This is a genomic window from Pseudonocardia sp. NPDC049635, assembly GCF_040659795.1.
Lineage (GTDB): Bacteria > Actinomycetota > Actinomycetes > Mycobacteriales > Pseudonocardiaceae > Pseudonocardia.
This window is the reverse complement of sequence record NZ_JBFAON010000011.1, coordinates 166,861-187,493: the sequence shown is the minus strand read 5'-3', so window position 1 is coordinate 187,493 and position 20,633 is coordinate 166,861. Positions and strand designations below refer to the sequence as shown.

The following is a 20,633-nucleotide window of genomic DNA, read 5'->3' as shown; positions in this document are numbered from 1 at the left end:
GGTCAGGGCCGGTAGGCGGGTGCCCGGCTCGGCCCCTCCCGGTACCGGTCGGCGAGCAGCGGCCGCCAGCGCGGTGCGACCAGCGTGGACAGCACGACGACGCTGGTCGAGCGGGCGACCAGCGGTGAGCGGCCGAGCGCGAGCAGGGTCGCCTGCAGGTCCTCGTGCGACGACGCGGCGAGCCGGCAGAGCACGTCCGACGAGCCGGTCGTCGCGTAGGCCTCGATCACCGAGGGGAGCGCGGTCAGCGCCTCGGTCACCTCGTCGAGCTCGCCCTGGGCGATCTCCAGCGTCACGAACGCCTGCACGCCGTACCCGGCGGCGGCGAGATCGACGTCCGGCCCGTACCCGGTGACGACCCCGGCCCGTTCGAGCCGGTCCAGCCGTGCCTGCACGGTGCCCCGGGCGACGGTCAGCGCACGGGACAGCTCCAGCACCCCGGCCCGCGGCCGGTCCGCGACGGCGGCGAGCAGGTCGACGTCGAGGGCGTCGAGGGAGATCGGCTCGGGCACGCCGCGGAGTCTAGGCGCGGCCGTGCGGCAACTCTGTGGCAAGCGTTGACAAAGTTGTGCAAATCGTTGCAGGGTGGGTCCGTCCCGACGGCGGGACACGCACGAGGAGGACAGCAGTGGCGCCCACCCTGACCGATGTCGCCCGGACCGCGGGCGTCGCCCTCTCGACCGCGTCGCGGGTGTTCTCCGATCCCGAGCGGATCGGTGCCCGGACCCGCCGCAAGGTGCTGGCCGCCGCGCAGGAGCTCGGGTACGCGCCACGCGCCGCCGAGCCGGTGCTCGCGCCGGCCACCGCCACCGTGGCGGCGGTCGTCCCGGACATCGCGAACCCGGTCTTCTCCCGGTTCGTCAAGGCCGCCCAGGCGCAGGGCAGGCAGGCCCGGGCCACGGTGGTCGTCGCGGACACCGACTACGACGCCGACCGCGAGCGTGAGGTGATCACCGGCCTGTGTGCGCGGGTGGACGGCATCGTCGTGCACTCCTCCCGGCTGGACGGCGCCGAGGTGCTCGATCTCTGCGGCAGCACGCCCTCGGTGCTGGTGAACCGCGAGGTCGCGGGTGGGCACTGCGTGATCGCCGACTCCACGCAGGGCCTGCGGCAGGCCGTCGATCAGCTGGATGCGTTGGGGCACAAGCACATCGCCTATGTCCAGGGCCGTTCGGACTCGTGGTCCAACATGCACCGGATCGGCCTGGTGCGCGATCTCGCCGCCGAGTACGGCTGCGAGCTGTCGCTGCTCGGCTGGCACACCGAGACCACCGACGGCGGCAGCGCCGCCGCGGCCCGGGTGCTCGCCTCCGGCGCGACGGCCGCGCTCGCGCACAACGACCTGGTCGCGCTCGGGCTGATGGCCGGTGCCCGGGCACTCGGGGCCCGGGTGCCCGACGACCTGTCCGTCGTCGGCAGCGACGACATCCCGTTCGCCGCGCTGTCCGAGCCGGGCCTGTCCAGCATCGCCACCCCGATGGACCGGGCGGGGACCCTCGCCATGGAGATCCTCGGGCGGGCCGCTGCCGGCGAGCGGGCCGCGCCGCGGTCGGTCCGGCTGCCCACCCACTTCGTCGCCCGCGGCACCACCGGCCCGGTGTCGGCCCGGTCCGCCGCTGCCCTGGAGGTCACCCCGTGAAGATCGTCGTCGCCGACCAGAACCTGGCCGGGATCCGCGCCGAGACCGAGACGGCACTGCCCCCGGACAGCGAGGTCGTCTGGTCCCCGACCCGCGACGCCGCCGACGTCGCCGCGCTGGTCGGCGACGCGGACGTGCTCATCGGCGGGTACTGCCCGAAGGAGGTCGCGGTGGCCGGTGCGCGGCTGCGGCTGGTGCACGCGGCCGGCGCCGGGACCGACGGCATCGACGTCGACGCGCTGCCCGCCGGGTGCGTCGTCGCCAACACCTTCCACCACGAGGACTCGATCGCCGAGTACGTCACCGCCTCGGCGATCCTGCTCCGCCGCGGATTCCTCACCCAGGACGCCGCGCTGCGCCGGGGGGAGTGGCCGACCCCGGCCTACGACCCCGCCGCGCCGTGGACGAGCTCGCTGCAGGAGGCGACCGTCGGCCTGGTCGGCTTCGGGCACATCGGGTCGCGGGCCTGGGAGCGGCTGCGGGCCTTCGGCGCGCGCGGTGTCGCGGTCAGCAGGCGCGGTGCGATCGACGCCGCCGCGGCCGGCCTGGACTGGGCCGGCCGCACCGCGGACCGGCTGGACGAGCTGCTGGCCTGCTCCGACGTCGTCGTCGTCAGTGCCCCGCTCACCCCGCAGACCGAGGGACTGATCGGAGCGGCCGAGCTGGCGTCGATGCGGGACTCGGCGATCCTGGTCAACGTCGGCCGCGGACCGCTGGTCGAGGAGCGCGCCCTGTACGAGGCGCTGCGCGACGGTGTGATCGGCGGCGCGGCGATCGACGTCTGGTACGGCTACCCGGCGCCGGGCACCGCACGGGCCGAGCCGTCGTCGTGGGCGTTCCACGAGCTGGGCAACGTGCTGATGACCCCGCACAGCTCCGGCCTGACCCGGCAGACCTTCCTCGGGCGGGCCGCCGAGATCGGCGCCAACACCCACCGGCTGGCGGCGGGGGAGCCCCTCGTCAACGTGGTGGCGGTGAGCGGCCGGTGAGCGCGCCGGACCGGATCGTCGCCGCCGAGGTGCTGATCACCTCGCCCGGCCGCAACTACGTCGCCCTGAAGATCACCACCGCGGCCGGGGTGACCGGCTGGGGCGACGCCACCCTCAACGGGCGTGAGCTGGCCGTCGCCGCGTACCTGCGCGAGCACCTGTGCCCGCAGCTGCTCGGACGCGATCCGGCGCGGGTCGAGGACACCTGGCAGTACCTCTACCGGGGGGCCTACTGGCGGCGCGGCCCGGTCACCATGACCGCGGTCGGCGCGGTCGACCTCGCGCTCTGGGACATCAAGGGCAAGACCGCCGGGCTGCCCGTGTACCAGCTGCTCGGCGGCGCCGTCCGGGACCGGGTGCGGGCCTACACGCACGCCACCGGCTGGGAGACCGCCCAACTGTGCGACGCCGTCGACGTGGCTCGCGAGCGCGGCTTCACCGCGGTCCGGGTGCAGAGCGGGGTCCCCGGCCTGGACACCGTCTACGGCGTCGGCCGCGGCCCCGGTTACGAACCGGCGGCACGCGGGACCGTGCCCGCCGTGGAGGTCTGGGACACCGCCGCCTACCTGCGGCACGTCCCCGGTGTGCTGGCCGAGGTCCGTGCGCACACCGGGCCGGAGCTCGCGCTGCTGCACGACGCGCACCACCGGCTGACCCCGATCGAGGCCGCCCGGTTCGGGAAGGCCGTCGAACCGGCCGACCTGTACTGGCTGGAGGACCTCACGCCGGCCGAGAACCCGGACGTGCTGCGCCGGGTCCGCGCGCACACCACCGTCCCGCTGGCGATCGGCGAGGTGTTCTCCACGCTCTGGGAGTTCCAGCAGCTGATCACCGAGCAGCTGATCGACCACGCCCGCGCCGCCGTCACCCACGCCGGCGGGATCAGCGCGCTGCGCAGGCTGGCCGCGCTCGCCGACGTCTGGCAGGTCAAGGTGAGCCCGCACGGCCCGTCGGACGTCTCGCCGATCGCGATGGCGGCGAGCCTGCACCTCGCGCTGGCCACCCCGAACCACGCGATCCAGGAGTACATGGGCTACCCGGAGCAGGTGCACGAGGTGTTCCGGCACGCGTGGACCTGCACCGACGGCCACCTGCACCCCGGTGACGCGCCCGGGCTCGGCGTCGACGTCGACGAGACGCTCGCCGCCCGCTCCGGCTACGAACCCGCCCTGCTGCCCGTCGCGCGCCGCCGCGACGGATCGATGACGGACTGGTGACCATGCCCCCGCACGAACCTCCGACGACCGGGATCGTCCACATCGGGCTGTCCAACTTCCACCGGGCGCACCAGGCGGTGCACACCGCCGCCGCGCTGGCCACCGAACCGGGCCCGTGGGGTGTCCTCGGGGTCGCACCGCGCAGCGCCGCGGTGGCCGACGCGCTGGTCGCCCAGGACCTGCGCTACACCGTCGTCGAGATCTCCCCGGAGGGTGAGCGGGCGAGGGTGCCCGCGGTGCACACCGGTGCGGTGGTGGCGGCCCGGGATCCGGAACCCGTGCTGGCCGCGCTCGCCGAGCCGGACACCCGGATCGTCTCGCTGACCGTCACCGAGGGCGGGTACACGATCGATCCGCGCACCGGTGGCATCGATCTCGACCACCCCGGTGTGCGGGCCGACCTGGCCGGTGCGACCAGCACCGCGATCGGACTGCTGGCCCGCGGCCTGCTCCGCCGGGCCCGCCGGCACGGCGCCCCGATCAGCGTTCTGAGCTGCGACAACCTGCTGGCCAACGGTGAGGTGACCGGTCGCCTGGTGCGCGGGTTCGCCGACGCGCTGCCCGCCGGGGAACGTACGGACCTGCTCGGTTACCTCGACCACGCGGGCGCCGTCTCGTTCCCGAACTCGATGGTCGACCGGATCGTGCCGGCCACCACCGACGCCACCCGGGCCGCCGCGCTGCGGCTGACCGGCACCGCGGACGCCGTCCCGGTGCCGGCCGAGCCGTTCAGCATGTGGGTGCTGCAGGACGCGTTCGCGGCCGGCCGCCCGGCCTGGGAGGCGCCCGGTCACGGTGTGCCCGGGGCGGTGTTCACCGACGACGTCGCCGGGTACGAGCTGCTCAAGTTGCGCCTGCTCAACGGCACCCACTCGCTGCTCGCCTATCTCGGCGCACTCGCCGGGGAGGACCTGATCGCACGCTCGGTCGCCCGGCCGTCGATCCGTGCCGCGGCCGGGCGGGTGCTGCACGGGGACTACCGGCCCACCGTCCGGGTGCCCGAGGGCCTCGACGTCGAGGCCTACGCCGGACAGCTGTTCACCCGCTGGTCGAACGTCGCACTGGGACACCGCACCCGGCAGGTCGGGTCGGACGGTTCGCTGAAGCTCGCCCAGCGGATACCCGGCCCCGCCGCCGAACACCTGGCCGCCGGCGCGATGCCGCACCATCTCGCGCTGACCGTCGCCGGCTGGCTCGCCTGCGTCGCACCGCCCGCCGGGTTCGATCCCGGACCGCACGCCGCCGCGATGGCCGAGCCGGCCCGCGAACGGCTCGCCGCGACCGCGGGCGGACCCGTCCTCGGGCACGTACGCGCCGGGCTGGAGCTGCTCGGCGGCGAACCCGGCGCCGGGTTCGCGGCCCGCACGGCCGAGCTGCTCGACGTGCTCGTCCGGCACGGCGTCGACGCAGCGGTCACCGAGGCCGCCGGTGAGCGGAGGGCGGCATGAGCATCCCCACGCACACCCGCGCCGCCGTCCTGCACGCAGCGCTCGACCTGCGGGTCGAGGACGTGCCGGTGGCCGGCCCCGGACCCGGTGAGGTGCTCGTCGCGGTCGAGGCGGTCGGAGTCTGCGGGTCCGACGTGCACTACTTCACCGACGGTCGCAACGGCCGCAACGTGCTGCGCGGCCCGATGGTGCTCGGCCACGAGGCCGCCGGTGTCGTCGCCGCACTCGGTCCCGGCGTGGCGGGGCCGGCGGTCGGCACCCGGGTCGCGGTGGAGCCCGCGGTCGGCTGCGGGCACTGCCCGACCTGCCGGTCCGGCGCCTACCACCTGTGCCCGGCCGGGACCTGCCTCGGCTCGCCACCCACCGACGGTGCGATGTCGGGCTACCGCGCCGTCCCGGCGCGCGCGGTGCACCCGCTGCCGGATGCGCTGTCCACCGAGCTCGGCGCACTCGTCGAACCCCTGGCCGTGGCCGTGCACCCGGTCCGGCGGGCCGGCGTCGGCCCCGGGCACCGGGTGCTGGTCACCGGTGCCGGGCCGATCGGGGTGCTGGTCGCCCAGACCGCACGGGCCGTGGGCGCCGAGCAGGTCGTCGTCACCGACGTGCAGGACGCCCGGCTCGACCGGGCCGCACGGCTCGGCGCGACCGGCACCGTCAACACCGCCCGCGACGATCTTCCGGACGCTACGTTCGACCGGTTGCTCGAGTGCTCGGCGGTGCCGGCCGCGCTCCGGCAGGGGATGCACGCGCTCGGCCCGGCCGGGCGGGCGACCGTCGTCGGGCAGGCACCGCCCGCCGTCGACGGGCTGCCGCTGGCGCTGATGCAGCGCTGGGAGATCGACCTGAACGCCTCGTTCCGGTCCGCCCACGCGTTCGGGCCCGCCATCGGGCTCGCCGCGTCCGGACGGGTGGACCTCGCCGGTGTGCTGACCGGCCGGTTCGCCCTCGCCGAGGCACCCGCGGCGCTGCGCGCCCCGGGTGCCGACCCGCACCACCTCAAGGTCGTCGTCCGCCCGGGCGACTGATCCCGTACCGCCCCGACCGGGGCCCTACTCCATCCGAGGACGCATGGACACCAGCGGAACTGCACCGAATCCATCCACAGTGGACCCTGATCGGCCGGCCGATCCGAGGGCGACCCGCAAGGCCGCCTGGGCCGGCCTGGTCGGGACCACGCTCGAGCAGTACGACTTCGTCATCTACGGCACCGCGTCGGCGCTGGTGTTCTCGTCGCTGTTCTTCCCGAACGTGTCGCCCGCCGCCGGCATCCTGGCCAGCTTCTCCGCCTATGCGGTCGGGTTCCTCGCCCGCCCGCTGGGCGGCCTGTTCTTCTCCCGCTACGGCGACCGGTTCGGCCGCAAGTGGATCCTGGTCGCGACACTGCTGCTGATGGGCGGCTCCACGCTGCTCATCGGGCTGCTGCCGACCTACGAGACGATCGGTGTCCTCGCGCCGGTACTGCTCGTGGCCTGCCGGTTCTTCCAGGGCTTCGGGGCCGGGGCCGAACAGGCCGGGGCCGCGACCCTGCTCACCGAGACCGTCGGGCGCGGCCGCCGCGGCCGCTACGCCTCGCTGGTGATGGTGGGTGCGGCGCTCGGCACCGCGCTCGGCGCCGTGGTCTGGATCGCGGTCCAGCAGCTGCCCGAGGAGCAGCTGATGAGCTGGGGCTGGCGGCTGGTGTTCGGATCCAGCCTGATCGTCACGATCGTCGCGATGGTGATCCGGCGCAAGCTCGACGAGAGCCCGGTGTTCACCGAGCTGAAGCAGAACCACGTCGCCCCGGCCAAGCCGGCCGGTGAGGTGTTCCGGCACGGTCGTCGCCCGATGCTGCTGGTGCTGTTCATGAACATCGGCACCAGCGCGCAGTCCTACACCTTCCAGGTGTTCATCGCCTCCTACCTGGTGATGCAGGTCGGGGTCGACTCCTCGTTCGTGCCGCCGGTACTGCTGATCGGCGCGATCTGCGGCGGGATCGCCGCCTTCGGTTTCGGGACGCTGTCGGACCGGGTCGGACGCCGCCCCGTCTACCTCGGGATCATGGCCGGGATCGTGCTGCTGCCCTGGCCCGCGTTCCTCGCACTGAACACCGGCGACCCGGTCGCCATCGTGGTCACCCTCGTGATCGGCTTCGTGCTCGCCGTGAACGGTGGCGTCGGCGTCCAGATGAGCTACTTCCCGGAGCTGTTCGGCAACCGGTACCGCTACGCCGGGGTGACCCTGGGCCGTGAGTTCTCGTCCGCGCTCGGCGGCGGCGTCGCACCGCTGATCTGCGCCGCACTGCTCAGCGCCTTCACCGGGTCCTGGATCCCGGTCGCGATCTACATGTCGCTGATCGCGCTGGTCAGCCTGATCGCCGCCTGGATGGCACCGGAGACCCTCGACCGTGATCTCACCGTCCCGCACGACGCGGGGAGCCGGCTCCGGGGCGAGGTGAAGGTCTGATGCCGGCGGCACCGCGGGCCGTCTGCCTCGGCGAGACGATGGGCCTGCTCGCCGCGACGTCGGTCGGGCGGCTCGCGCACGTCGGCGAGATGGCGCTGGGCATCGGCGGTGCGGAGAGCAACGTCGCGATCGCGCTCGCCCGGCTCGGGGTGCCCACCGCGTGGACCGGCCGGCTCGGCGCCGATGCGATCGGTGACCGGGTGGTCCGTGAGCTCACCGCGGAACGGATCGCCGTGCACGCCGTGCGGGACCCGGACGCCCCGACCGGGCTGATGCTCAAGGAGCGCCTGCCCGGCGGCCGGATCACGGTCTGGTACTACCGTGCGCACGCCGCCGGGTCCCGGCTCGCGGTCTCCGACGTCGACGACGAGCTGATCGCCGCGGCCGAGCTGCTGCACGTCACCGGTATCTCCCCGGCGCTCGGCCCGGGCCCCGCGGCGGCGGCGGCGCACGCCGTCGCCGTCGCCCGGGAGGCCGGGACGACGGTGTCGGTCGACGTGAACCACCGCTCCGCGCTGTGGTCCGACGAGGACGCCGCCCCCGCGCTGCGGGCCCTCGCAGCCTCCGCCGACGTGCTGTACGCCGGCGACGACGAGGCGCGCCTGGTGCTCGGGACGGCACGGACCGATCCGGAGGCTCTCGCCCGCGGGCTGGCCGCGCTCGGCCCGTCCGAGGTCGTGGTCAAGCTGGGCGCCGGCGGGGCGCTCGCACTGTTCCGCGACGACGGGCCATCGCGTGCGGGGCCGGCTGCGGCGGACGGCGCCCGGCCGGGGGAGGCGGGGCCCCCGGCCGGTGGTGCCGGTCCGGGGTCGCCGGTCACCGGCACCGCAGCGCGTGCTGCGCGGCACCCGCCGGCCGGCCCGCTCGGCGACTGGACCGCGCTGCGGGAGCCCGCGGTGCCGGTCGACGTCGTCGACCCGGTCGGTGCCGGTGACGCGTTCGTCGGCGCCCACCTCGCCGAGCGCCTCGCCGGGCGTACGCCTGCGGAGCGGCTGCGCACCGCGGTCACCGCGGGCGCGCTCATGTGCACCGTCCCCGGTGACTGGGAGGCGCTGCCCGATCGGGCCGATCTGGCGGCGCTGGCGGGGCCCGACGTCACCCGCTGAGCTCATCGGCTCCGCCCGCGGTCACACCGGTCGAACCGGGTGCGACCGGCGGCGGCGGGGCGTGCGCCGCGGCACGGAACGCGTGCAGCTGGGCCGGGCCGTCGGCATCGGTCCACATCACCTGGGTCAGCAGCAGGCTGATCACCCCGGTCCGCGGGTCGGAGCGCCACCCGGTGCCCAGGCCGCCGTCCCAGCCGTAGCGGCCACCGGGTTCGACGCAGAGCCCGAACCCCCAGCCGGCACCGTCGAGGAACATCGCGGCGTCCGCCCGCTGGACCTCGCTGAGCCGGTCGGTGGTGAGCTCGGCGACGGTGCCGGGGCCGAGCAGCGGACCGCCCCCGTCGCGCAGCGCCCCGGCGAAGGCGAGCAGGTCGTCGAGCGTCGAGACCAGCCCGGCCGCGCCGGACGGGAACGGGGGCGGAGCGGCCCACGCGCCCCGGACCGGGTCGACCACGCCGAACCCACCGCCCGGGTCCGCGGCGAGCTGCGGGACGAACCGGTCCAGCTTCGCCTCGGGTACGTGGAAGCCGGTGTCGGTCATGCCCAGCGGGGCGAACACCCGATCCCGCAGCAGATCGGGGAGACCCCGGCCGCAGACCCGGGCGAGCAGCACACCGAGCAGGTCGCCGCTGGTCTGGTAGAGCCAGCGTGCCCCGGGCTGGGCGACCAGCGGGATCGCGGCGAGCCGGCGCAGCCACTCGTCCGGCGGCGGGGGCTGGTAGCGGCCGGGTGGACCGTCGCTGCCGAGCCGGGCGTCGGCGTACGCGCGCTGGACCGGCAGGTCGGCGGTGGGCCGGGGGAGCATCCCCGCCCCGCAGCGGTAGGACAGCAGATCGGCGAGGGTGATGTCACGGCGGGCCGGGACGGTGTCGTCGAGCTCGGCGGCCTCGTGCCGCAGTACCCGGGGCCGGGCCAGCTCGGGCAGCCACTCCGTGAGCGGGCCGTGCAGATCGAGCGCACCGTCCTCGACCAGGCCCAGTGCCGCGACGGCGACGACCGGCTTGGTGATCGAGGCGATCCGGACGACGGTGTCCCGGCGCAGGGAGCGCCCGGCGCCGTCGTCGCCGAGGACGTGCACCTCGGTGCCCTCCCGAGGCCGGTCGACCGCCGCGAGCACCCCGGGCACCCGGCCGCTGTGAACGGCGTCGCGCAGCGTGCGCTCCACGCCACCGGTCGGGACGGGATCGGGATCGGTGGGCACCGCGCCTCCCGGGTCGGTCGGGTCTCACCGGTACCGACCGGGGCCGGCGCCGGGACTCATCGGTCCGGCCGGCCCGCGCTGCCCGCACCCCGGTGCACGCCGCCCTCCGGTGCGAACCGCGGGGCCGCCCTCCGGCGCGAGCCGCGGCCGTCCCGGCCGGTACCGGCCCCGGGCCGCGCACGGCACCGGCCGAGGGGCCGTGAGCAGCGCGGTCGGGCCGTGCCCGGGCCGCACCGGTGTACGGTGAGCTGCCCGGAAGCCGGGTCGAGGGGCAGCGCCGGGCCGTCGCCGGCTCGGACCCCGAGTCGAGCCCCGTCGAGACTTCGTCGCGCCCCCGAGATCTCGGCCGGATCCAGAGGAGCCGTCCCTGGTGGCCGCGAGCCCCGACAGTCCGACAACGCCCGGTGCCGACCGTGGTCCGACCGCGCACCGGATCGTGCTGGGCTCGCACCTGCGCCGGCTGCGGGAGCGCGCCGGCATCCGCCGGGCCGACGCGGCGTACGCGATCCGGGGTTCGGACTCGAAGCTCAGCAGGCTCGAAGCGGGCAAGGTCGGCTTCAAGCAGCGGGACGTGGTGGACCTGCTCGCCCTGTACGGCGTCGCCGAGGGAGCCGAGCGCGACCAGGTGCTCGCGATGGTGGCGGAGAGCAAGGGCAGCGGCTGGTGGACCCGCTACCACGACGTCGTCCCCGGCTGGTTCGAGCGCTTCGTCGGGCTGGAGTCGTCGGCGTCGGGGATCGCGACCTACGAGCTGATGTTCGTGCCGGGGCTGCTGCAGACGGAGGCGTACTGCAGGGCCGTGGTGAGCGGCGGTCACACCGGCCTTCCGCCGGACCGGACGGCGGAGGTGGAGAAGCGGGTCGAGGTGCGGCTGCGCCGCCAGCAGGTACTGCACGGTGGGGACGCCCCCACCTTCCGGGTGGTGCTCGACGAGGCGGTGGTGTGGCGCCCGGTGGGCGGACGCGCGGTCTACCGGGAACAGATCGAGTACCTGCTGGAGCTGTCGGCGCTGCCGAACGTGGTACTGGCACTGCTGCCGTGGCGGCGGTCCGGTTACGCCGCCGAGCACGCCTTCACCGTCCTGCGCTTCGCCGAGCCCGAGCTGCCCGACCTGGTCTACCTGGAGGAGATGACGGGCGCGTCCTACCTCGACAAGCCGGCCGACGTGGAGCGGTACGGGCGGTCGATGGACCGGCTGACGGCGGAGGCGCTGAGCCCGGACCGGACCCGGCAGGCGCTCGCCACGCTGCTCGCCGACAGCTGACCGCCCGGCGGCGGTCCGTGCATCCGGGCGCGAACCGGCGACCGCCGGGCGCCGACGGGGCAGCCCGGCGGCGCGAGAGCTGCTACCGTTCTTGCACGCGAAAATGCATGTGCAGATGAGGTGAGCGTTCGCATGAACCGGATGCACCTGAGCGACCCTGCGTCGATCGATGAGCTGACCTGGCGCAAGAGCGTCCGCAGCGGACAGCAGGGCAACTGCGTGGAGCTGGCGGTCACCGGCGGCGGGATCGCCGTCCGCAACTCCCGCGACCCGCACGGCACCGTCCTGGAGTTCTCCGCGGCCGGCATTGGCGATCTCCTGGACTCGATCAAGAACGGCGAGCTCGACGACCTCGCCTGACCCCTGGACCTCCCGCGGGCGGCCGGCCCGACCCCGGCCGCCCGCGGTGAGCCATCGGTCGGCGCGACGCCCGCCACACCGCTGATCATCGGCCGGCGCCCGGTGTAGGAAAGAACGGTGATCCGTTCGCACCAGGCCCCGGCCCCCTCCTACCGGGGGGCCAGCGCCCACTACCTGTCCCCGTCCCGGCGGGACCCGGTGAAGGTCCTCTCCGAGGAGCCGGTGACCCGGCGGGTGATCGGCGCTGCGCTCGCCGCGATCGGGCGGACGGGGCCCGGCCCGGTGTCGGTGCTCGACATCGGCGCGGGGACGGCGGACGGGTTCGCGCTGCTGACCCGTCCCGCCCCGGACGCACCGCCGCTGGTCGCACCGGAGAACCTGACCTACGTCGGTCTGGACGTCGATCCGGAGATGGTGCGCACGGCGCGGGTGACCGTGACCTCCCCGTCGGCGTCGTTCGTGCTGGGTGACGTCCGTGACCGCCTGCCGGAGGGTGCTTTCGACCTCTACCTGTCCTGCGGCGTCCCGTACTCGCATCTCACCCGGGACGAGCTCGTCGTGGCCCTGCGCTCGGTGCTGACCGCGGTCGCCACCCGCGGCCGGCGGGCGGCCGTCGTCGTCGACGTGCTCGGGCGCTACTCGGTGGAGTGGCGACCACGGTGGGACTCCGAACGCTGGGACTACGCGATGAGCTTCTTCGCCGGCGGCGGCGCGGCGATCTCCGAACCGATGACGTTCTACTCCCGGCCGGCGCTCGACGCGGTGGTCGACGCCGCAGGCGAGGGCAGCGGTGCACGGATCGTCGCCCGGTCCGCGGTCGACCGGTCGGTGCTGGTCGGCAGGCACACCGCCACCGGCACCTTCAACCCGGACGCCCCCCGGTTCCGGACGCTGGTGAACGACCTCGTCCGCGAGCCGGGCCGGGTCCGTGCGGCGGACCTGCGCTTCTCCCCGGCGACCGACGGGGCACCGGCCGACGTGCTGAGCTGGCTGGCCGGGTTCGCCGGCCGCTGGAACCGCACGCTGGAGCCCTACACCGGCTCGGGTCCGCTCGACGGGGCCGCGGCCGCCCGGCTCGCGCACGCGCTGCTGGGGCTGGAGCGCGCCGGGGGGCCCGGGCTCGGGGTCGGGCACTCGTTGACGATGACGCTGGTCGTCGAGCCGGCCTGAACCCGCCACCCGGTGCCGACGACCGGCCGGGCCGGCCGGTGGCACCGATCGGTGGCGTCGAGTGGGGCCGCTCCGAGCGGCGCTGCCCGGTGGTCGTCGCCCGGTGGTCGTTGCCCGGTGGTCGTTGCTCAGTGGGCGTCGGTCAGTGGGTGTCGGTCAGGGGCGGGAACCGGCTCGGCTGCTCACCGTGCTCGAACATCTCCGCGGCGGGGCCCACGATCAGCGGGTCCGGCGGTGTCGCGACACTGCTGTCCTTGCCCGGGAACGAGAACTGCCCGAGTACGTGCCGCATCGCCTCCAGCCGGGCGCGCTTCTTGTCGTTGCTCTTGATCACCGTCCACGGTGCGTCCCGGGTGTCGGTGTAGAAGAACATCGCCTCCTTGGCCTCGGTGTAGGCCTCCCACTTGTCCAGCGAGGCGAGGTCCATCGGCGAGAGCTTCCACTGCCGGACCGGGTCGACCTGACGGATCAGGAACCGGGTGCGCTGCTCGTTGCGCGACACCGAGAACCACAGCTTGACCAGGTGGATCCCGGAACGGACCAGCATCCGCTCCAGCTCCGGGGTGGCCCGCAGGAACTCCATGTAGGAGCGGGCGTCGGTGAAGCCCATGACCCGTTCGACGCCGGCGCGGTTGTACCAGGACCGGTCGAACAGCACGATCTCACCGGCCGAGGGGAGGTGCTGCACGTAGCGCTGGAAGTACCACTGACCGGCCTCGCGCTCGGTGGGCTTCTCCAGGGCCACCACCCGGCAGCCGCGCGGGTTGAGGTGCTCGGTGAACCGCTTGATCGTGCCGCCCTTGCCGGCGGCGTCGCGGCCCTCGAACAGGATGACGATCCGGCTGCCGGTCTCCTTGACCCAGTTCTGCAGCTTCAGCAGCTCGATCTGCAGCAGTCGCTTCTGCCGCTCGTACTCGGCACGGGTCAGGCGGGTGTCGTACGGGTAGCCCTCCCGCCAGGTGTCGATCGGCCGGCCGGCGGGACCGACCAGGGTCGGATCGTCGTCGTCGGAGTCGTCGACACGGAACTGCTCGGGGTCGATCTCGGAGGGGTGCGGCGGTGCGTCGTCGGGGGCATCGGGGGTCTGGTCCACGATCACTCACGCTGCGCTGCTGCGCTGACCGTGGTGCGACGCCCGGTCGACGGGGGGATGACGACCGGGTGACCGGGACGCGGCGGCGTGCGCGGGCCCGTACGGCTAGAGCTGGACGCCGCGGGTCAGTGCTCCGTCCGCCACCAGGTTCGTCCCGGAGATCCGGCTCGCCCGCGGGCTGACCAGCGCGACGACCGCGTAGGCGGTCTCCTCGGGGGTGCCCATCCGGCCGGTCGGGTTCAGGCCCATCGCGTGCGCGAACAGCTCGGGATCGTTCTGCTCGACGTTCGCCCAGACTCCGCCGGGGAAGTAGACGTTGCCGGGGGAGACCGCGTTCGCCCGGATCCCCTTCGGCGCCAGGTCGAACGCCAGCCCGGACACGTAGTGCACCAGGGCCGCCTTCATCACGCCGTACGCGCCGTCCGCGAAGTCGATCTCCCGGCCGGACACCGAGGACACCGCCGTGATCGACGCGGCGTCGCTGCGCTCCAGGTGCGGCAGCGCGGCCTCGACCAGCCGCACCGTGTGCATCAGGTCGATCTCGAAGCTGGACCGCCAGTTCGCCTCGCCCGGGCCGATGGCCAGCGCGCTCACGTTGGCGACGACGGCGTCGATCCGGCCGAACCGCTGCGCGGTCGCCTCCACCCAGGTGGTGAGCGCGTCACCGTCGGCGACGTCCACCGCGGTCCCGGCGACGTCCGCCGAGCGGGCCCGCAGCTCCTGCTCGGCAGCGGCGCAGCCGTCGGCGTCGCGGGCGCAGAAGGCGACCCGGGCGCCCTCCGCGGCGAGCGCGTCGACCACGGCCCGCCCGATGCCCCGCGATCCTCCGGTGACCAGGACGACGCGGTCGGTCAGCAGCATGTCCATCGGGGAGCTCCTTCTAGAGGGTGCGGGCCTGCTCGCGCAGGTGGCGGTGCACCCCGTTGTAGGCCGCGGCCTCGGGGAGCAGTGCCTTCGAGATCTTGGTGACGGCGCTGTAGTTGGTGTCGACGACGTTGGCCAGCGGGGACTCGGTCGCCTGGGTGAGCAGCTGGTAGGCGTCCAGCCGGTCCAGCCCGTACAGCTCGCCCAACCACGCGATCATGCCGATCTGGCTGGCCCGCCACGCGTCCTCCAGCGGGCGGGACGACCCGACGACCACGTAGTGGCCGTCGGTCTCGATCCGCGGCCAGGCCGGGGGCGGCGCGTTCTTGATCAGATCGACGATCAGCACGACGTCCATCGCGCCCTCGACGGCGGTCCCGCAGCTCTCGCCCTCGCCCTGGCGGTAGTGCCCGTCGCCGACCGAGAACAGTGCACCCTCGACGTTGACCTGCAGATAGCAGGTGGCACCGGCACGCATCTCCGGGGTGTCTATGTTGCCGCCGAACACGTCGGGCACCAGCGAGCTGCGCACCTCCCGGCCCGCGGGCGCGACCCCGACGGTGCCCAGCATCGGGTTGCACGGCAGCTCCAGCCGCAGGTCGGCGCTGGTCGCCTCGAACAGCACGGTGCCCGCCGCCCGGTCCAGCTGGTAGATCCAGGTCCGCTCGGGCAGCGGCTCGTGCAACAGGGCGGTCCGCTCGGTGACCGACAGCGCGCCGAACAGCGGGATGGTGGTCGAGGCGCCCCAGTCCCTGGCCGGGGTCAGCTCGACGATGTGGATCGCCAGGGTGTCACCGGGCTCGGCACCTTCCACGAAGAACGGTCCGGTCTGCGGGTTCACCTCGGTCATGTCGAGCACGTCGGTGGCCCGGTCGGAGGTCGAGGTGATCCGGCCGGAGAACGCGTCCTCGGTCCAGAGCCGCAGGCAGGTGCCCGGCTCGACGCGGCGGGCCGGCGCCGCACCCCCGAAGGTCCACGCGAACTCGTGCCGTTCCGGCCGGTACTCGACGACGCGCATGGGCGCGATCATGGCGGCGTCGGGAGGTTCCGGCAACGGTTACGGTGTGCACCGTGGTGCCCCTGGACCTGATTCCGCACCTGCGACGGGCGCACGACGAGATCGACCGTCGCTACGCCGAACCGCTGGACCTCGCTGCGCTGGCCGCCGTCGCCGGGGTCTCCCGTCACCATTTCCTGCGCGGGTTCGCCGCGGTCTACGGGCGGACCCCGGTCGCGACGCTCGCCCGGCGCCGGATCGAACGCGCCCAGGACCTGCTGCGGGCGACGAACCTGACCGTCACCGAGGTGTGCATGCTCGTCGGCTACTCCTCGCTCGGGTCGTTCAGCAGCCGGTTCCGGCGGTTGGTCGGGGTGAGCCCGTCGGACTACCAGGCGCGCTGGGCCGGCGGTCCGCCGCGGATCCCGGGCTGCGTCGTGTTCATGCACGGGCTGTCGGACACCGCAATTCCGGAGAAGCCCGCCGATGACGCGCCCCGCTAGCGTCGGCACCATGCTCACCAACATCTCCCTGGTCACGCTCTACGTCACCGACCAGGACGCGGCCAAGCGCTTCTACTGCGACGTGCTCGGTTTCACCGAGGGAACCGACGTCACGATGGGCGACGGGTTCCGCTGGGTCACCGTGCACCACCCGGCGCATCCCGAGCTGGAGGTGACGTTGATGAAGCCGGGCCCGCCGCTGGACCCGGACATGGCGGAGGCCGTGTCCCGGTCGCTGGCGGCGGGCCGGATGGGTGGGTTCGGACTGACCACCGACGACTGCCACGGTGATCACGCGAAGCTCGCCGCGCAGGGCGTCGAGTTCGTCCAGCCACCCGCCGAACGCCCCTACGGCATCGAGGCGGTCATGCGCGACAACTCCGGCAACTGGCTGGTCCTGGTCGAACCCCGCGCCTACGACGGTTCGGAGTTCCCGCACGGCTGAGTTCCCGCACAGCTGAGTTCAGGCGGCCGGGGTTCCCGCGGGGCGAGCCGGTTCAGCCGGTGAACACCTCGGTACGCAGGTCGGCGAGCACCCGCTCGGCGGCCGGCACCGACCCACCGAGACCCCAGGCGTCACCGAGCACGAACACCGCCCGACCGCGCACGGCGTCCAGGTCCTGCCACAGCGGTGAGCGCTCCAGCTCGGCGAGCGGGCTCGTGCCGAGCGTGGCGTCGGAGTCCTGCTGCTGGTAGGCGACGATCGCCCCGGCGTCGAGGACGGACACCTCCTCCAGGGAGATCGGGTTCAGGGCGGACTGCACGTCACCGGGCGTGCACTCGCTGCGCTGCCCGTCCGGCTGGCGGACCCCGGCGGAGCCGAGCACGTCGCCGATCCAGGTGCAGCCGAACGAGTAGTAGAGCGGTGCTCCCTGGTAGACGTCGACCCTGGTCAGGGTCGGCGACTCCACCGCGGCCAGCTGCTCCCGGGTCCGCTCCGCCTCTGCGGCGAGTCTGGTCAGCTGTTCCTCGACCCCCTGTTCACGGCCCACCGTGGTGCCGATCAGCCGGATGTCGGCATCCCAGTCGGGCTCGTAGACGGCGAACCGCACGGCGACGGTCGGCGCGATCCGCTCCAGCTCGGCCTGCACCGGTCCGACCGTCAGGGCGGTTCCGATGATCAGGTCCGGCTGCAGGGCGGCCACCTGCTCCAGGTCGATCTCCTGCATGGTGCCGACCAGTTCGATCCCGCGGGTATCGGCGTCGTCGAGGTAGTCCGGGAACGGATCGCCCGCCGGGTACACGCGCAGTGCCCCAGCCACGGGGACGTCGAGATCGAGCAGGGTGGGCAGCACGGTGACCGAGTCGAGCGTGACGATCCGCTGCGGATCCTCCGGCACACAGGCCGAGCCCAGCTCGTGGGCGACCGTTCGGCACTCCTCGGTCGGTGGCGCGTTCCCCGCGGTGCCGCATGCGGTCGTCACCAGCGCGGTGGCCAGCAGCACGACGATCGATCTGATCCGAGTCATGGAAACCCTCCGTAGTAGTGAGGGTGACCTTAGTTCAGCGACAGTGACTGTCAGTGGCGGGGTCGGCCGTCGGCTACGCTGTTCTGGTGGCCGGGTCGACGGGTAGGCTGACCAGCGTAGGAACGAATGGCCCGGGCGGGCGGACCGCACGGGTCCGGGAGCACGTCGAGATCACGGCGATCGAGCTGTTCGACCGCGACGGCTACGAATCCGTTACTGTCCGTGATATTGCGCGCGCGGCCGGTGTCGCCGAGCGAACCGTCTACCGTCACTTCCCCGCCAAACAGGCCCTGGTCCTGGGCGACAGCGCGGCGGAGTTCGACCGGTTCGTGGCCGAGCTGGACGCCGCACCGCCGGACCTGCCGCCGACGGCGGCCTTCCTGCACGCGGCGCGGTCCCGGATGCCGGGTGCGGCCCGCAACCCGATCGAGGTCGCCCGGATCCGGCTGCTCGAGTCGACCCCTGAACTGCGCACAGCCTGGTCGGAGGCGCTGGAGCGGTGGGAGCCGGCGCTCGCCGCCGTGCTGTCGCGCCGGCGCGGCCTGCCGGCACCCGACGCGGCCACGTTGCTGGCCGCGGCACTGCTGGTGCGGGCGCACCGGCACCTGACGGTGACCTGGACCGGGGCGGGCACCTTCGAGCGGCACTATCGGGACGGGCTCGCCCTGCTCGCCACCGGGATCGACACGTGCCCGGCGCGGCGGCCCGGTTGACCACCCGGGCCGAGGTGTCCGGTCACGCCGGTGACGTGCCGGGCACGTCGCCGGTGCGGCGGGCCCGGCTCGCCTCGGCCGCCGCGCGCCCGGCGTCACCGTGGCCGGACGCACGGGCCGCCAGCTCCCGGTAGGTCAGCGGCGCCCGCTCGAACCTGCCCTCGTGGGCGGCGATCGCATCCCGCTGTTCGCGGTGCTCGGGATGGCGGGCCTCGAACTCCTGGCGGGCCTCGACGGTCCGCCGCCAGTGCGTGATCGTGTCCCGGTCGCCGTTGTTCAGCCCTTCCCACGACCGGGGTGCCGACGCCATCGACGGCGGCGGCGCGGCCCGACCGTGCATCGCGGGCGACGGTGGGCGGCGGGTCGTCGTGGCCCCGCACTGCGGGCAGTCCGGCGCGGGGGACGACCAGGAGGGGACCAGCAGCTCGAAGCGGCGCCCGCAGCGGCAGGCGAAGTCGTAGACGGGCATGCCACGTCCTCAGGTGTAGTAGTTTCCCGGGCCGGTGCGCAGTTCCCTGATCTGGTTCGCGTCGTGCCCGAAGACGACGGTCGCATCCGTCCGCTCCTGGATGGCCCGGATCTTGTCGACCGAGTCGAACCAGGCCACCGTGTCGTGGACGATGCCGGCCGCGATCGGCGGCGGCCCGAAGGACTCCTTGAGGTACAGCGAGTCGGACGCGAAGATCATCGTCCCGGCGTCGGCCAGGTCGACCTGCAGGCTCATCGTCCCCCAGGTGTGCCCCGGCGTGCGGAGCAGCGTGACACCGGGCAGCAGCTCGGTGTCCTCGGTGATGGTGTCCAGTTCCAGGGTGTCGTAGTCGGACTTGATGTGGGCGCCCCTGTTGTGACCGTCGAAGGAGAACGCACCCTCCTTCTCCGCCGCGTCGACGATGATCGTCGTGTCGGCCTTCTCCCAGAACTTCGCGTTCGCCGCGTGGTCCAGGTGCAGGTGCGACAGCACCAGGTAGTCGATGTCGTTGGGCTCGATCTTCAGCTGCCGCAGCCGCGAGTCCAGCCAGTCGTCCTCGGTGGCCGCGTCGACCGGGAAGAACTGGCCCAGCCCGGACGGTGCCCAGCGGGTCTCCCAGTCCCGGGGGACCCCGGCGTCCCACATGAGCTTCTGGCCGTTCGGGTGCTCGACGTAGACGACGTGCGTCGGCACCTCGACCCAGTCGCGCTGCTTGTCCGGTTGCTGCCGCGTCGCCATCCGCGACGGGTCGATGAGCAACCAGGTCAGGTCGGCGTGCATGGTGCCGGTCGGCAGGATCGTGACCTTGATCTTGTCCGTGGTCGTGTCGGTGTCGGACATCGCTCTCCTCGTCGAGCAGCGGGTGCCGGGCGGACACCGGCAACCCTGCCTCACGCGTGACGTGCGCGACAAGCGGAGGCGGTCGTGGCAGGCTGCCGGGATGGCGAGGTACTACGACGTCCACCCGGAGAACCCCCAACCCCGCAGCATCGGTCAGATCGTCGACGTGGTCCGCGAGGGCGGGCTCATCGCGTACCCGACCGACTCGTGCTTCGCCCTCGGCTGCTCGCTGGGCAACCGGGAGGGACTCGACCGCATCCGGCAGATCCGCAAGCTCGACGACAAGCACCACTTCACGCTGGTCTGTGCGGACTTCGCCCAGCTCGGCCAGTTCGTGCAGATCTCCAACCGGGTGTTCCGCGCGGTGAAGGCGTCGACCCCGGGCAGCTACACGTTCATCCTCCCGGCGACCAGGGAGGTGCCGCGCCGGCTGCTGCACCCGAAGAAGAAGACCGTCGGTGTGCGGATCCCCGACCACGCGACCACCCAGGCGCTGCTCGCCCGGCTCGGCGAGCCGCTGCTGTCGTCCACGCTGCTGCTGCCCGGCCACGACGAGCCGATGACGCAGGGCTGGGAGATCAAGGAGGAACTGGAGAACCAGGTCGACGCCGTCATCGACTCCGGTGACTGCGGCACCGAGCCCACGACCGTGGTCGACCTCTCCGGCGACGAGCCCGAGATCGTGCGCACCGGCGCCGGGGACCCGTCACGGTTCGAGTGACGCCGGACGGGTGACCGCCGCCCGGGAGCGGTGACGGTGCGCGGCCGGGGTGCTCGGCGGCCCGGTGACCCGTCGCGGCGGAGGGTCCGCCGGTCGAGGGGGACCGGCGGACGGGCCGGTGGGTGGCC

Annotated in this window: 22 protein-coding genes; 14 read left to right on the top strand and 8 right to left on the bottom strand. The window is 73.7% G+C overall.

The window, feature by feature from the left end; all coding sequences use genetic code 11:
* Positions 1-2 precede the first annotated feature (2 nt).
* Entirely contained in the window at positions 3-512 is a 510-nt protein-coding gene (locus AB0J24_RS15885) for an Lrp/AsnC family transcriptional regulator (RefSeq protein ID WP_358681500.1), read from the bottom strand.
* A 116-nt stretch (positions 513-628) separates the two neighbouring features.
* Between AB0J24_RS15885 and AB0J24_RS15880 the strand changes: the two genes are divergently transcribed.
* The 7 genes from AB0J24_RS15880 to AB0J24_RS15850 all read left to right on the top strand — a co-directional run bounded on the left by AB0J24_RS15880 (position 629) and on the right by AB0J24_RS15850 (position 8,841).
* Positions 629-1,639 carry a LacI family DNA-binding transcriptional regulator gene (locus AB0J24_RS15880; protein WP_358681497.1) on the top strand — a complete coding sequence of 337 codons (1,011 nt, stop codon included), beginning with the start codon at positions 629-631 and terminating at the stop codon, positions 1,637-1,639.
* Positions 1,636-2,628 (top strand): 2-hydroxyacid dehydrogenase, encoded by a 993-nt coding sequence (locus AB0J24_RS15875; protein WP_358681494.1) that lies wholly within the window; start codon positions 1,636-1,638, stop codon positions 2,626-2,628. Before AB0J24_RS15880 ends, AB0J24_RS15875 begins: the two co-directional genes overlap by 4 nt.
* Entirely contained in the window at positions 2,625-3,845 is a 1,221-nt protein-coding gene (gene manD / locus AB0J24_RS15870; RefSeq protein ID WP_358681491.1) for a D-mannonate dehydratase ManD, read from the top strand. The genes AB0J24_RS15875 and manD overlap by 4 nt, the downstream gene beginning before the upstream one ends.
* Positions 3,846-3,847: 2 nt before the next feature.
* Positions 3,848-5,293 (top strand): mannitol dehydrogenase family protein, encoded by a 1,446-nt coding sequence (locus AB0J24_RS15865; protein ID WP_358681549.1) that lies wholly within the window; start codon positions 3,848-3,850, stop codon positions 5,291-5,293.
* Positions 5,290-6,318: an NAD(P)-dependent alcohol dehydrogenase gene (locus AB0J24_RS15860; RefSeq protein ID WP_358681488.1), complete on the top strand. Its 1,029-nt coding sequence runs from the start codon at positions 5,290-5,292 to the stop codon at positions 6,316-6,318. Before AB0J24_RS15865 ends, AB0J24_RS15860 begins: the two co-directional genes overlap by 4 nt.
* A 79-nt stretch (positions 6,319-6,397) precedes the next feature.
* On the top strand, positions 6,398-7,735 hold the full coding sequence (locus AB0J24_RS15855) for an MFS transporter (RefSeq protein WP_358681484.1): 1,338 nt from the start codon (positions 6,398-6,400) through the stop codon (positions 7,733-7,735).
* Positions 7,735-8,841, top strand: coding sequence for a sugar kinase (locus AB0J24_RS15850; protein WP_358681482.1), 1,107 nt, complete (start codon positions 7,735-7,737; stop codon positions 8,839-8,841). The genes AB0J24_RS15855 and AB0J24_RS15850 overlap by 1 nt, the downstream gene beginning before the upstream one ends.
* Here AB0J24_RS15850 and AB0J24_RS15845 read toward each other — a convergent pair.
* Positions 8,831-10,042: a serine hydrolase domain-containing protein gene (locus tag AB0J24_RS15845; RefSeq protein ID WP_358681480.1), complete on the bottom strand. Its 1,212-nt coding sequence runs from the start codon at positions 10,040-10,042 to the stop codon at positions 8,831-8,833. The two genes, AB0J24_RS15850 and AB0J24_RS15845, sit on opposite strands and share 11 nt — an antisense overlap.
* Positions 10,043-10,412: 370 nt before the next feature.
* Between AB0J24_RS15845 and AB0J24_RS15840 the strand changes: the two genes are divergently transcribed.
* From AB0J24_RS15840 to AB0J24_RS15830, 3 genes are all read left to right on the top strand, one after another.
* On the top strand, positions 10,413-11,306 hold the full coding sequence (locus AB0J24_RS15840; protein WP_358681477.1) for a helix-turn-helix transcriptional regulator: 894 nt from the start codon (positions 10,413-10,415) through the stop codon (positions 11,304-11,306).
* 132 nt (positions 11,307-11,438) lie between these two features.
* Positions 11,439-11,666, top strand: coding sequence for a DUF397 domain-containing protein (locus AB0J24_RS15835; RefSeq protein ID WP_358681475.1), 228 nt, complete (start codon positions 11,439-11,441; stop codon positions 11,664-11,666).
* Between the two features lie 117 nt (positions 11,667-11,783).
* Positions 11,784-12,836, top strand: coding sequence for a class I SAM-dependent methyltransferase (locus AB0J24_RS15830; protein WP_358681472.1), 1,053 nt, complete (start codon positions 11,784-11,786; stop codon positions 12,834-12,836).
* A gap of 142 nt (positions 12,837-12,978) precedes the next feature.
* Here AB0J24_RS15830 and ppk2 read toward each other — a convergent pair whose 3' ends face one another.
* From ppk2 to AB0J24_RS15815, 3 genes are all read right to left on the bottom strand, one after another.
* Positions 12,979-13,929, bottom strand: coding sequence for a polyphosphate kinase 2 (ppk2, locus tag AB0J24_RS15825; protein ID WP_358681469.1), 951 nt, complete (start codon positions 13,927-13,929; stop codon positions 12,979-12,981).
* A gap of 105 nt (positions 13,930-14,034) precedes the next feature.
* On the bottom strand, positions 14,035-14,796 hold the full coding sequence (locus tag AB0J24_RS15820) for an SDR family oxidoreductase (protein ID WP_358681466.1): 762 nt from the start codon (positions 14,794-14,796) through the stop codon (positions 14,035-14,037).
* Between the two features lie 13 nt (positions 14,797-14,809).
* A complete protein-coding gene (locus tag AB0J24_RS15815) occupies positions 14,810-15,811 on the bottom strand; it encodes an acetamidase/formamidase family protein (RefSeq protein WP_358681463.1) in 1,002 nt (333 codons plus the stop codon).
* Between the two features lie 53 nt (positions 15,812-15,864).
* On the opposite strand from AB0J24_RS15815, the gene AB0J24_RS15810 reads away from it, so the two are divergent.
* Entirely contained in the window at positions 15,865-16,293 is a 429-nt protein-coding gene (locus AB0J24_RS15810; RefSeq protein WP_358681460.1) for a helix-turn-helix transcriptional regulator, read from the top strand.
* Positions 16,277-16,738, top strand: coding sequence for a VOC family protein (locus AB0J24_RS15805; protein WP_358681457.1), 462 nt, complete (start codon positions 16,277-16,279; stop codon positions 16,736-16,738). Before AB0J24_RS15810 ends, AB0J24_RS15805 begins: the two co-directional genes overlap by 17 nt.
* Before the next feature lie 52 nt (positions 16,739-16,790).
* On the opposite strand, the gene AB0J24_RS15800 is transcribed toward AB0J24_RS15805, so the two are convergent.
* The gene (locus tag AB0J24_RS15800) at positions 16,791-17,762 is read right to left on the bottom strand and encodes an ABC transporter substrate-binding protein (RefSeq protein WP_358681454.1); all 972 of its coding nucleotides are present in this window, start codon (positions 17,760-17,762) and stop codon (positions 16,791-16,793) included.
* An 86-nt stretch (positions 17,763-17,848) separates the two neighbouring features.
* Here AB0J24_RS15800 and AB0J24_RS15795 point away from each other — a divergent pair, with 86 nt between their 5' ends.
* Positions 17,849-18,475 carry a TetR/AcrR family transcriptional regulator gene (locus AB0J24_RS15795; protein ID WP_358681451.1) on the top strand — a complete coding sequence of 209 codons (627 nt, stop codon included), beginning with the start codon at positions 17,849-17,851 and terminating at the stop codon, positions 18,473-18,475.
* A 22-nt stretch (positions 18,476-18,497) separates the two neighbouring features.
* On the opposite strand, the gene AB0J24_RS15790 is transcribed toward AB0J24_RS15795, so the two are convergent.
* Both AB0J24_RS15790 and AB0J24_RS15785 read right to left on the bottom strand, forming a co-directional pair.
* A complete protein-coding gene (locus tag AB0J24_RS15790; protein ID WP_358681448.1) occupies positions 18,498-18,944 on the bottom strand; it encodes a zinc ribbon domain-containing protein in 447 nt (148 codons plus the stop codon).
* Positions 18,945-18,953: 9 nt separating this feature from the next.
* A complete protein-coding gene (locus tag AB0J24_RS15785) occupies positions 18,954-19,784 on the bottom strand; it encodes an N-acyl homoserine lactonase family protein (RefSeq protein ID WP_358681446.1) in 831 nt (276 codons plus the stop codon).
* Between the two features lie 100 nt (positions 19,785-19,884).
* Between AB0J24_RS15785 and AB0J24_RS15780 the strand changes: the two genes are divergently transcribed.
* Positions 19,885-20,505, top strand: coding sequence for an L-threonylcarbamoyladenylate synthase (locus AB0J24_RS15780; protein WP_358681443.1), 621 nt, complete (start codon positions 19,885-19,887; stop codon positions 20,503-20,505).
* The last annotated feature ends 128 nt before the right edge of the window (positions 20,506-20,633 follow it).